Origin of the sequence: Streptomyces sp. CG 926, assembly GCF_003148825.1 — a bacterium.
Classification (GTDB): domain Bacteria; phylum Actinomycetota; class Actinomycetes; order Streptomycetales; family Streptomycetaceae; genus Streptomyces.
The window spans coordinates 271,436-282,696 of record NZ_QGGZ01000012.1 but is presented as its reverse complement, the minus strand read 5'-3'; the positions used below and the strand labels follow the sequence as shown (position 1 = coordinate 282,696).

The window sequence follows — 11,261 nt, the reverse complement described above, 5'->3', positions numbered from 1 at the left end:
CGCCCGGTTTACATTCCGAACCCGGAAGCTAAGCCTTTCAGCGCCGATGGTACTGCAGGGGGGACCCTGTGGGAGAGTAGGACGCCGCCGAACAATCATTGTGGGAAAGCCCCGCACCAACCCGTAAGGGTTCGGTGCGGGGCTTTTCTGCGTTCACGGGCCAAACGGGGTTCAGTATCCTAGGGTTCTCTGTGGAGGACACGATGACAGCACAGCACGCAGAAGCCGGTGGCCCGCTCATCGCTCAGCCGGCGATGACTCGTGAGGCGCTTCGTGACGCCGTGAGGCGGCTGGACATGCCGAGTCTGGCGGTCTTCGACAAGGAGTGTCACGAGGCGTTCGACCGGGCAGCCGAGACGGGGGCCATCAACCCGCTACGGTTCTTTCTGATCAAGTGGGCGACTCACGTCGCCATTCACCGATGGCCGATGAGGTCTGCGGCTCTTGCCGAAGCCGAGCGCGTCGCGGGCGACCCGACGACGGGAGAAAAGGCCTTCCAGGCATCCATGGAGACCAGCAGCCGCATTCTGGCGGAGGCCCAGCGGGAGATCGGTCTGTGACCGACCGCGGGGAGGCTGTCGAGAACGAGCAAGGCTGGGCGTGGGAGTGCGACCCGAGCCGCGCGTGGGTGCTTGGTGATATGGCTGACGGCCACCAGGCATTCGTCTGTCGGATCATGGACGGTCTGGTGGACCTCGCCGCGATGGGCATCGACCCGAAGAGCGGCAGCCTGTACGAAGATCCGGCACCCATGCGGCTGCGTACCTATGAGGACGAGCACTTGATGGTCTGGTACCAGACCATCAGGCACCGCTGCCGGGTCTATCTCAAGCGGGTCAATCTCTGACCGGTCAGAGGCGGCCCGCCGCCTTCAGGGCGAGGTAGGCGTCCGCCAGGGCCGGGGCCAGGGTGTCCGGGGTGGCGTCGACCACGTGGACGCCGTGGCGGGTGAGCTGGTCCGACGTGCGGCGGCGTTGAGCCTGGGTCTGGGTGCCGGCGGCGGCCTCGTAGACGGCCTCCACCGTGCCTCGAGAACTTGTCATGGCCGCGACGTGTGGGTCGGCGACCGAGGCCAGCACGACCGTGTGGCGCTGCGTGAGACGGGGGAGCACCGGGAGCAGGCCCTCTTCGATCGGGGCCGCGTCCAGGCTCGTCAGAAGGACCACCAGGGAGCGGCGCGGGGCGCTGCGGAGGATGGTGGAGACCAGGGTCCTGGCGTCCGTCTCGACCAGTTCCGGTTCCAGGGTGGCCATCGCGTTGACGAACGACGGGAGGGTGTCCGCCGCCGAGCGGCCTTGGACCTGGGCGCGCGGGCGGCGGTCGTGGGCCAGCAGGTCCACGCGGTCCCCTGCGCGGGTGGCCAGGGCGGCCAGGAGCAGGGCCGCGTCCATCGCGGAGTCCAGGCGGGGGGCGTCCCCGACGCGGCCCGCCGAGGTGCGGCCGGTGTCGAGGCAGATGAGGATGTGCCGGTCGCGTTCGGGGCGCCAGGTGCGGACGGCCACCTTGTTCTGGCGGGCCGTGGCGCGCCAGTCGATGGAGCGGGTGTCGTCGCCGGGGACGTAGTCGCGCAGGCTGTCGAACTCGGTGCCCTCGCCGCGGGTCAGCACGCTGGTGCGGCCGTCGAGTTCGCGCAGGCGGGCCAGCCGGGACGGGAGGTGCTTGCGGCTGGTGAAGGGCGGCAGGACCCGGACGGTCCAGGGCGAGACCTGGGAGCGCTGGCGGGCCCACAGGCCGAGGGGGCCGTAGGAGCGGATCGTGACGCGGTCAGCCTGCCGGTCGCCGCGACGGGTGGGCAGCAGCCGGGTGGTCAGCCGGCGGCGTTCACCCGCGGGGACGACCACCTCGTGCCGGGACGCGGCGGCTTCCGTGCCCGGGAGCCAGCTGCTCGGGGGCCAGGCGTCGCGGACGCGGGCCCGGAGCTTGCGGCCGCTGGGGTTGGTGACGGTGAGGTGGACGTCCGCCGGTTCGCCGAGGCGGACCGAGGTGTCGCCGGAGCGGGCCAGCACGAGGCCGCGTACGGGCGCCGCGAGGGCGCCGTCGAGCGCGCAGGCCAGGGCGATCGGGCCGTTGACCGCGAGCATGCCGGTCCAGCTCGGTTCGAGGAGCCCGACCGGGATGCTGCCGAGGGCCGCCAGCAGGGCGGCGCGTCCGGTGAGGGCCATCAGCGCGGGACGGGGACGTGGGAGAGGATCGCCGTGATGACTGCGTCGGCGGTGACTCCCTCCATCTCCGCTTCCGGGCGCAGCTGGACGCGGTGGCGCAGGGTCGGCAGGGCGAGGGCCTTGACGTCGTCGGGGGTGACGTAGTCGCGGCCGGTGAGCCAGGCCCAGGCGCGGGCGGTGGCCAGCAGGGCGGTCGCGCCGCGGGGGGAGACGCCGAGGGTGAGGGACGGCGATTCGCGGGTGGCGCGGCAGAGGTCGACGACGTAGCCGGCGATCTCGGGGGAGACGGTGACCTGGGCGACGGCCTGTCGGGCGGCTTCGAGTTGGGCCGGGCCGGCGACGGGGCGGATGCCGGCGGCGTGCAGGTCGCGGGGGTTGAAGCCGGCGGCGTGGCGGGTCAGGACCCCGATCTCGTCCTCGCGGGAGGGGAGGGGGACGGTGAGCTTGAGCAGGAAGCGGTCCAGCTGGGCTTCCGGGAGGGGGTACGTGCCCTCGTACTCGACCGGGTTCATGGTGGCGGCGACGAGGAAGGGGTCGGGGAGCTTGCGCGGTTTGCCGTCGACCGTGACCTGGCGTTCCTCCATGGCTTCGAGCAGGGAGGACTGGGTCTTGGGCGGGGTGCGGTTGATCTCGTCGGCCAGGAGGAGGTTGGTGAAGACCGGGCCGTCCTGGAAGGAGAACTCGGCGGTGCGGGCGTCGTAGACGAGGGAGCCGGTGACGTCGCTCGGCATCAGGTCCGGGGTGAACTGGACGCGCTTGGTGTCGAGTTCGAGGGATGCGGCCAGGGCGCGGACGAGGAGGGTCTTGGCGACGCCGGGGACGCCTTCGAGCAGGACGTGGCCGCGGCACAGGAGCGCGACGACGAGGCCGGTGACGGCGGAGTCCTGACCGACCACGGCCTTGCCGATCTCGGTGCGGAGCGCTTCGAGGGAAGCGCGGGCGCTGTCCGCGGTCACTGCCGTGGACTCGGTGGCCGGGTACGTCATGACGTACGGACCTCTCTTTCGAGGGCGTCGAGGTGGTCGGCGAGCGCGACGAGTGCCGCGTCGTCGGAGGGGGTGGTGCCGAAGAGGAGGGCGGTCACGTCCCGGGGCTCGCCGGTCAGGCGGGCGGAGACGGCCGGGGCCAGTGCCGCGGGGTCGTGGGCCTGGGTGTGCGGTACGCCGACCAGTGCGGCGAGGCGTTCGCGGGTGGCGGCGCGCAGCACGGTGGCGGCGCGGTCGCGGGCGTCTGCCTTGCGGTAGAGGCGGGCGCGGCCCTCGGTGGCCTCGGAGGCGCGGATGGCGACGGGGAGCTTCTCGGTGACGAGGGGGCCCAGGCGTCGGGCGCGCCAGAGGGCGGCGAGGGCGGCGGCGACGAAGAGTTGGAGCAGGGCCCAGGACCAGCCGGCCGGGACGAGGTCGAGGAGGCTCTTGTCCTCGTCGGAGGGTGCGGTGTCGGGGTCGGAGTCCGCGAGGGACGGCAGGTACCAGACCAGGTTCGGGCGGGAGCCGAGGAGTTGGAGGGCGAGGGAGGCGTTGCCCTCGTCGGCGAGGGACTCGTTGAGCAGGATCGTCTCGGAGCCGAGGAGGACGGTGTCGCCGCCGGTGGGGCCGGTGGGGAGGACGAGGAGGGTGGGGTCGCCGCTGCTGGGGTAGCAGGCGGTGGCCCCGGGGAGGGTGGTGCGGTAGCGCAGACCACCGCCGGTGTCGGCACGGCCGGCCGAGGTGGCGGCGGGCAAGGTGCAGCCGGGGTCGGGGTGTTCCGTGTCGGCGTCGCCCGCGGTGTGCGCGCCGGGGGAGAGGTCGGTGAGGCTGTGGCTGCTCGGGGCGAGCAGGACGGTGCGGCCGCCGGAGAGGTCGATGGCCGAGCGGATGACGCCGCGTTGGGTGGCGCCGAGCCGGTCGGGGTCGGTGACCAGGAGGGTGGTGCGGGGGCCGGCGGCGTCGGCCGCCTCGCGGGCGGTGGTGACGACGCGGGTGGTGACGCCGCGTTCCTTCAGGAGCTCGGCGACGGCGTGGCTGCCGAAGGGGTCGGTGGTGCGGGGGTCGAGGTAGCCGTGGCGGGAGCCGGAGTTGAGGGCGGCCGTGGCGATGACGCCGGCGGCGAGGACGGCAACGGCGGTGAGGGCGCGGCGGATCCCGCGGATTCGGCGGGTGCGCGACTCGGCGTCGGCGTCGCCGGGTGCGGGGAGGGGGGCGGTGCCCTCGGGCTCCTGTGCCGCCGGGGTGGGCGGGGCCGAGAGCGCCGTCGGTGCGGCCGGGTCGGTCGGGCCGGTCATGCGGTGGGTCCCGTCAGCAGCGGCTTCGCGCGGTCCAGGGTGAGGTCGAGGGCGCGCAGGCGGGCGTACGTGTCGGCGTCGGCGGTGCGTCCGCCGTAGGTGACGTCGTCGAAGGTACGGGCGGCGGCGCGGAGTTCGGCGGCGTGGTCGGGGAGGGAGCGGGCGGCTTCGGCGGCGGCCTCGTCGGCGGTGCGGCCGGGGCGCGGGTCGAGGAGGGTGCGCTCCTCCAGGGAGCGGACGAGGGCGCGCATGCGTTCCTGGACGGCCTCGGTCCAGCGGCCGGCGGCGGCGTGGGCGTCGGCGGCGGTGCGGTGGTCGGCGGCGCTGCGGGTGCCGTCGGTGAACAGGACGCCCGCGCCGGTGGTGATCCGGCCGGGGGTGCCCAGGCGCCACCAGAGGGCGCCGACGGCGAGGACGACGAGGACGAGGATCACGAAGAGGCCGAAGCCGCCTCCGGGGGTGGCCCCGGAGGCGGCGCCGAGCACGTCGTCGAGCCAGTCGAAGAACTTGCGCAGGGCGCGGTCGAACAGGCTCGGGTCGTTCTGGTGGTACATCGGCTTGGACAGTTCGCGCTCGGCCGCTTCCCTGGCGGGTTCGCGCGGTGTCGTCACCGGTGGTGTCTCGGCGTTCGGCAGGAGCGCCGTGGCGCGGGTGATGAGGCCCCCCGTGCTCATCATCTGTGCGTCAGCCTCCGGTCGTGCCGTAGTTCTCGAGGCCGGCGGCCCGGGCGAGCTCCAGGTCGAGTCCCTCGCGGCGGATGCGCTGGTCGACGTAGAGCAGGACGGTGACGCCGGACTGGAAGGGCATGACGATGGTCTGCGCGATGATCAGGCCGATCGCGGGGCCGATCAGTACGCCCCAGTTGCTCATGCCGCTGCCGTCCTCGAGGGCGTCGATGCCACCGCTGAAGGCGAGCAGGCTGATGATCTGGAACGGGGCCACGATCATCGCCGAGATGAAGAAGGCGATCACCATGGTGAGGATCGAGATGCCGAAGATCCGCCACCAGGTGTTCTTGACGAGCTTCGAGGAGCGGGCGAAGGCCTTGAAGACGCTGCTCTTCTCCAGCATCAGGGCGGGCGAGGCCAGGCTGAACTTGATGCCCAGCCAGACCAGGAGCGGCAGCCAGACGACGAAGCCGAGGACGGCGAGGCCGATGGTGTCGGTGAGGGCGCCCGGCAGGATCAGTACGGCGCCGAGCAGGACGGCGCCGACGGCCAGCAGCAGGGTGAGTCCGATCAGGCGCAGCAGCTGGGGGCGGGCCTCGCGCCAGGCGCCGGAGACCGAGGACTGTTGGCCGAGTACGGCGCGGCTGAAGACCATCGTGAGCATCGCGGTGACCACGATCGTCCCGAGGAACTGGATGAACTGGATCACCGCGGACGCGCCGAGGGTGCTGCCGAGGGAGTCGAAGACCTCCTCGGGGCCGGCGTCCGGGTTCGCGGTGAGGGTGAGGTCGTCCAGCATGAACTTCTGCACGATCACGCTGATGACCTGGACGACGGTGGCCACGACGAGGGTGATCGGCAGGACCGAGCGCCAGTGGGTGCGCATGGTGGCGACCGCGCCGTCGAGGATCTCGCCGAGCCCCAGGGGCCGCAGCGGGATCACACCGGGCTTGGCGGCCTGGGCCTGGGCCCACTGGCCGGGGCCGCCCGGGTAGCCGTACTGGGGGCCGCCGGGGCCCGCCTGCGGGGTGCCTGGCTGCTGTCCCCAGCCCGCGGTGGGCTGCGGCTGTGCCTGCGGGGCCTCGGGCGTGGTGCCCGGGCTCGACCACTGACCGGGTGGCGGCTGCTCGGCGGACCACTTCGGGTCGCCGGCGGGCTGCGCGGGCTGTTCGGGCTGTGCGGGCGCTGCGGGCGCTGCGGGCTGTTGCGCGCCGCCGTCGGTGCCCGGCCGCTCGCCGTCGGACGGAGAGGATCCGGGCGTAGCCCAGCCCGGAGAGTCGTTCATCGTCACTCCTTCATGTGCGCCTGCCGCGGCGGGGCGCTGGTCGCTGCCATCGTGCCACGTAGGGGGCCCGAACGGAGTAGGGGGTGGGCGGCGGATCGGGGGCGACGGCGGGGCGGAGAGGGTCGGTTCGGGGCGATCCTGACCGGTCGGTCGATCCCGGGCGGTGCTGCGGGGTCTCCGCAGCCCGTACCTTCAATAGTCGACCCGATCGGGGGCAGACTGGTGGGGCTGATCTCCACGCAGGTCCGAGGGTCGATTTCCAGCCCTTTTGGCTGTGGGACAGCTCACCGCCGGGTAACGATTAGCTAATGGGATGATGTCAAGCATGAAGGGACGAGTCCTTGTCGTCGACGACGACACCGCGCTGGCCGAGATGCTCGGCATTGTGCTGCGTGGAGAAGGTTTTGAGCCGTCGTTCGTAGCGGACGGTGACAAGGCGCTGGCTGCCTTCCGGGAGGCGAAGCCCGACCTGGTGCTGCTCGACCTCATGCTGCCCGGAAGGGACGGCATAGAGGTGTGCAGGCTCATCCGGGCCGAGTCCGGCGTGCCGATCGTCATGCTCACCGCCAAGAGCGACACGGTGGACGTCGTCGTGGGCCTGGAGTCCGGGGCCGACGACTACATCGTCAAGCCGTTCAAGCCGAAGGAGCTGGTGGCCCGGATCCGGGCGCGTCTGCGCCGGTCGGAGGAGCCCGCGCCCGAGCAGCTGGCCATCGGTGACCTGGTCATCGACGTGGCCGGGCACTCGGTCAAGCGGGAGGGCGCGTCCATCGCGCTGACCCCGCTCGAGTTCGACCTGCTGGTCGCCCTCGCGCGCAAGCCCTGGCAGGTCTTCACCCGTGAGGTGCTGCTGGAGCAGGTCTGGGGCTACCGGCACGCGGCGGACACCCGCCTGGTCAACGTGCATGTGCAGCGCCTGCGCTCCAAGGTCGAGAAGGATCCGGAGCGCCCCGAGATCGTCGTGACGGTGCGCGGTGTCGGCTACAAGGCCGGACCCAGCTGACGTGCAGTCCGGCGCGTCCGGTACGTCCGGCATGTCCGGCAGGGCCACGGGCGGCTTCCGCCCGTGGAAGCTGCGCTTCGGCCGGCTGTTCCGGGACCGTGCGTCGAGCAGCCGGGTCCTGCGGCTGTTCCTGCGCCTGGCGCGCCGCCCGCTGCTTCCGGCTCTCCGGCTGTGGCGGCGCAACATCCAGCTCCGGGTGGTCGCCGCCACCCTGCTGATCTCGCTCGCCGTGGTCCTCGCGCTGGGTTTCGTCGTCATCGCGCAGGTCAGCAGGGGCCTCCTCGAAGCCAAGGAGGAGGCGGCGCAGAGCCAGGCCGCGGGCGGGTTCGCGGTGGCGCAGGAGAAGGCCAACGCCCCGGCCACGGTGGACGGGCCCGACGCCACCGACAACAAGGTCGGCCGGGACGCCAGTACGTGGATGAACTCCCTGGTCAAGCAGTTGGCCAGTGGTGGCCAGAGCGCTTTCGAGGTCGTCGCGCTGGGCGCGGGCACGGGCGATGAGGCGCTGCCCGGGACGCAGGGCGTCAAGGGCGCCCGGGCCTCCGGCAACGTGGACCCGACCGCCAGCGTCCCGCTGGGGCTGCGGCGGGCCGTCAACCACGCCACCGGCGCCTTCAAGACCTTCTCCGAGATCCGCTACACCAGCGGGGACGGGGCGAAGGAGCCCGAGCCGGCGCTGGTCATCGGCAAGCGGCTCTCGGACATCAACGGCGACCCATACGACCTGTACTACCTCTTCCCGCTCACGCAGGAGGAGGAGTCCCTCAATCTGATCAAGGTCACCATCGTGACCGCGGGTCTGTTCGTCGTCGTCCTGCTGTGCGGTATCGCCTGGCTCGTCGTACGCCAGGTGGTGACCCCGGTCCGGATGGCCGCCGGGATCGCCGAGCGGCTCTCGGCCGGGCGGCTCCAGGAGCGGATGAAGGTCACCGGTGAGGACGACATCGCGCGTCTGGGCGAGGCCTTCAACAAGATGGCGCAGAACCTCCAGAACAAGATCCAGCAGCTGGAGGAGCTGTCCCGGATGCAGCGCCGTTTCGTCTCGGACGTCTCGCACGAGCTGCGCACCCCGCTGACGACGGTGCGGATGGCCGCCGACGTCATCCACGACGCCCGGGTCGACTTCGACCCGATCACCGCGCGCTCCGCCGAGCTGCTCGCCGGGCAGCTCGACCGGTTCGAGTCGCTCCTGGCCGACCTGCTGGAGATCAGCCGCTTCGACGCGGGTGCCGCGGCCCTGGAGGCCGAGCCCATCGACCTGCGGGACGTCGTGCGCCGGGTCATCGACGGCGCCGAGCCCCTCGCGGAGCACAAGGGCACCCGGATCCGGGTCCTCGGCGACACCCAGCCGGTCATCGCCGAGGCGGACGCCCGGCGGGTGGAGCGGGTGCTGCGCAATCTGGTCGTCAACGCCGTGGAGCACGGCGAGGGACGCGATGTGGTGGTCCGGCTGGCGTCCGCGGGCGGGGCCGTCGCGGTCGCCGTGCGGGACTACGGGGTCGGGTTGAAGCCCGGCGAGGCCACCCGCGTGTTCAACCGGTTCTGGCGGGCCGACCCGGCGCGGGCGCGTACGACCGGCGGGACGGGCCTCGGCCTGTCCATCGCCGTCGAGGACGCCCGGCTGCACGGGGGCTGGCTGCAGGCCTGGGGCGAGCCGGGTGGCGGCTCGCAGTTCCGGCTGACCCTGCCGCGTACGGCCGACGAGCCGTTGCGGGGTTCGCCCATCCCGCTGGAGCCCGAGGACTCGCGGGCCAACCGGGCCAGGGCCGCCGCCGAGGCGCAGGCACGGGCCGCGGGCATCGCCTCGGACCGGACGCCCGCCGACGCCGGTGACCGTTCGTCGATACCGCCGCGCTCGCCCGTCGCGGGCGCGATGCCGGTGCCCGCCGACCCGACGGCCCTGCCGGGGAACGGGGCCAGGGTCGTGGCCCGTCCGGCCGACCAGGCACAACAGGAGGACCGAGCCGATGGACGCTGAGCCCTTGGACGCGCGGGCGGGGCGTGCGCGGGTGCGGCGCCGGCGGCTGCGTACCGTACGGGCGTACGCCTTCGGGGCGGCCGGGCTGCTGCTCGCCGGCTGTGCCTCCATGCCGGACAGCGGTGACATCCGCCCGGTGCAGGCCTCGCAGGGCGTGGACTCGCAGGTGCGGGTGTTCGGCGTACCTCCCGCGGACAAGGCCAGCCCGGCGGAGATCGTCGACGGCTTCCTGGAGGCGATGACCAGCGACGACCCGCAGCTGGAGACCGCCCGCAAGTACCTCACCGAGGCCGCCGCGAAGAACTGGAAGCCCAGCTCCGCCGTCACCGTGCTCTCCTCCGGGCTCAACCGGGTTCCGAACCGGGGTGAGAAGGACCCCGAGGGGCCCCGCTGGAAGGTGACCGGCAAGAAGCTCGCGACCGTCGACGAGCACAGCGCGTACCAGCCGCAGACCGGGGCCAGGGAGTACGAGGAGTATCTCCAGCTCGTCCAGAACGAGGACAAGCAGTGGCGGATCTCGACCCCGCCGAGCGGGCTGGTGCTCAGCGAGTCGGACTTCCAGCGCATCTACATGCCGGTCAACAAGTACTACTTCGCGGGCGGTTCGCTCGTCGCCGACCCCGTCTACGTGCGTCAGCGCACCGATCCGGACTCGCGGATGGACCCGACCACGCAGACCGTGCAGTCGCTGCTGGCCGGGCCCTCGCGATGGCTGGCCCCGGTCGTGGAGTCCAGCTTCCCCACCGGTACGGAACTGGGCCCGGGCACCAAGTCCCTTTCGTACGACGGGCAGAACACGCTGCGCGTGCCGCTCAACGAGAAGGCCGAGAACGTCGCGCAGCCGCAGTGCAAGAAGATGGCCACCCAACTGCTGTACACGGTGAAGGATCTGACGGGCTCTCGGCTCGACCAGGTCGAACTGGTGCGGGCCGGCGGCAAGTCGACCTCGCTGTGCTCGGTGAGCGAGGTCAGTGCGGCCGCGATCGCGGGTCGGCCCAAGATTCCCGAGTTCCAGTACTTCGTCGACAACGACAAGCGGCTGGTCCGGATGAAGTTGGACACGAGCAGCGAGGACCAGCAGGCCCGGTTCGAATCGGTGCCGGGGCCGCTGGCCACGCCTCCGGGGTTCAAGGTCAGATCGGCGGCGGTCTCGCACGACGAGCGTCGGGCGGCCGTGATCTCCGAGGACGAGCACGCGCTGTACGTCGTCGCGCTGGTCGGGAGCGGCACGATGCCGCAGCCGTTGCCGATCGGCAGGGGTGGCAAGGCGCCGTTGCTGACCGCGCCGAGCTGGGACGCCTCGGGTGATTTGTGGGTCGCGGACCGGGATCCGCAGGCCCCGGGGTTGTGGCGGGTGCCCGGTGGTGCCGGAACGCCGGAGAAGGTGCAGGTGGCGGGGCTGGACGGGCGCAGGATCGCCTCGCTGAAGGCGTCCGCGGACGGGGCGCGGATCGCGCTGCTGGTGGAGCAGCCCGAGGGCGGCAAGGTCCTGTACGTGGGGCGGATCGAGCGGCCCGACGGCAAGACGGACTCCTCGGCGGTGTCGGTGCGCGAGCTGCGTCCGGCGGCCCCGCAGATGGTCGATGTGACGGCGATGAGCTGGGCGCCGCGCGGGCGGCTGCTGGTGGTGGGCCGGGAGAACGGCGGCGTGCAGCAGGCCCGCTACATGCTGGCCGACGGCTCCATGGTCGCGGCGAGCCTGCCGGGGGCCACCGGGCTGTCGGAGGTGGCGGTCGCGGCCACGGAGGACGAGGCGAAGCCGAAGCCGGTGGTCGCCTACTCGGAGGACGGGATCGTGTGGCTGCCGCCGGGGGCGCAGTGGCGCACGGTGGCGGGTGGCCGGTCTCCGGTGTACCCGGGCTGACCTGCGCTCGCGTACGGGTTGTCCACAGGGGTCGCGGACCG

10 protein-coding genes and 1 rRNA gene are annotated in these 11,261 nt (G+C 72.4%); 6 read left to right on the top strand and 5 right to left on the bottom strand.

Translation table 11 applies throughout. The features are described from left to right. The 3 genes from rrf to BCL76_RS30195 form a co-directional block, all read left to right on the top strand. Positions 1 to 93: ribosomal RNA gene (gene rrf / locus BCL76_RS30205) — 5S ribosomal RNA — on the top strand; the annotation flags it as partial. Positions 94 to 203: 110 nt separating this feature from the next. Continuing rightward, positions 204 to 560 (top strand): DUF6247 family protein, encoded by a 357-nt coding sequence (locus BCL76_RS30200; RefSeq protein WP_146228443.1) that lies wholly within the window; start codon positions 204 to 206, stop codon positions 558 to 560. Continuing rightward, complete coding sequence (locus BCL76_RS30195) at positions 557 to 847, top strand: hypothetical protein (protein ID WP_109782507.1); 291 nt, start codon at positions 557 to 559, stop codon at positions 845 to 847. Before BCL76_RS30200 ends, BCL76_RS30195 begins: the two co-directional genes overlap by 4 nt. Positions 848 to 851: 4 nt before the next feature. Here BCL76_RS30195 and BCL76_RS30190 read toward each other — a convergent pair whose 3' ends face one another. From BCL76_RS30190 to BCL76_RS30170, 5 genes are read right to left on the bottom strand one after another with little or no spacing between them, the layout of a single operon-like run. After that, positions 852 to 2,162, bottom strand: a complete 1,311-nt coding sequence (locus BCL76_RS30190) for a DUF58 domain-containing protein (protein WP_109782506.1) — start codon at positions 2,160 to 2,162, stop codon at positions 852 to 854. After that, positions 2,162 to 3,148 (bottom strand): AAA family ATPase, encoded by a 987-nt coding sequence (locus BCL76_RS30185; protein ID WP_109782505.1) that lies wholly within the window; start codon positions 3,146 to 3,148, stop codon positions 2,162 to 2,164. Before BCL76_RS30185 ends, BCL76_RS30190 begins: the two co-directional genes overlap by 1 nt. Beyond that, positions 3,145 to 4,422 carry a DUF4350 domain-containing protein gene (locus BCL76_RS30180; RefSeq protein ID WP_109782504.1) on the bottom strand — a complete coding sequence of 426 codons (1,278 nt, stop codon included), beginning with the start codon at positions 4,420 to 4,422 and terminating at the stop codon, positions 3,145 to 3,147. Before BCL76_RS30180 ends, BCL76_RS30185 begins: the two co-directional genes overlap by 4 nt. Further along, positions 4,419 to 5,099, bottom strand: a complete 681-nt coding sequence (locus BCL76_RS30175) for a DUF4129 domain-containing protein (RefSeq protein WP_109782503.1) — start codon at positions 5,097 to 5,099, stop codon at positions 4,419 to 4,421. The genes BCL76_RS30180 and BCL76_RS30175 overlap by 4 nt, the downstream gene beginning before the upstream one ends. Before the next feature lie 7 nt (positions 5,100 to 5,106). Further along, complete coding sequence (locus BCL76_RS30170; RefSeq protein WP_109782502.1) at positions 5,107 to 6,375, bottom strand: glycerophosphoryl diester phosphodiesterase membrane domain-containing protein; 1,269 nt, start codon at positions 6,373 to 6,375, stop codon at positions 5,107 to 5,109. A 313-nt stretch (positions 6,376 to 6,688) separates the two neighbouring features. On the opposite strand from BCL76_RS30170, the gene mtrA reads away from it, so the two are divergent. The 3 genes from mtrA to BCL76_RS30155 are packed head-to-tail and all read left to right on the top strand — an operon-like array spanning position 6,689 to position 11,220. Then, complete coding sequence (gene mtrA, locus BCL76_RS30165) at positions 6,689 to 7,378, top strand: two-component system response regulator MtrA (RefSeq protein WP_199810456.1); 690 nt, start codon at positions 6,689 to 6,691, stop codon at positions 7,376 to 7,378. Positions 7,379 to 7,409: 31 nt separating this feature from the next. After that, entirely contained in the window at positions 7,410 to 9,356 is a 1,947-nt protein-coding gene (mtrB, locus tag BCL76_RS30160) for an MtrAB system histidine kinase MtrB (protein WP_109782539.1), read from the top strand. Next, positions 9,346 to 11,220, top strand: a complete 1,875-nt coding sequence (locus BCL76_RS30155) for an LpqB family beta-propeller domain-containing protein (RefSeq protein ID WP_109782501.1) — start codon at positions 9,346 to 9,348, stop codon at positions 11,218 to 11,220. Before mtrB ends, BCL76_RS30155 begins: the two co-directional genes overlap by 11 nt. Positions 11,221 to 11,261 lie beyond the last annotated feature (41 nt).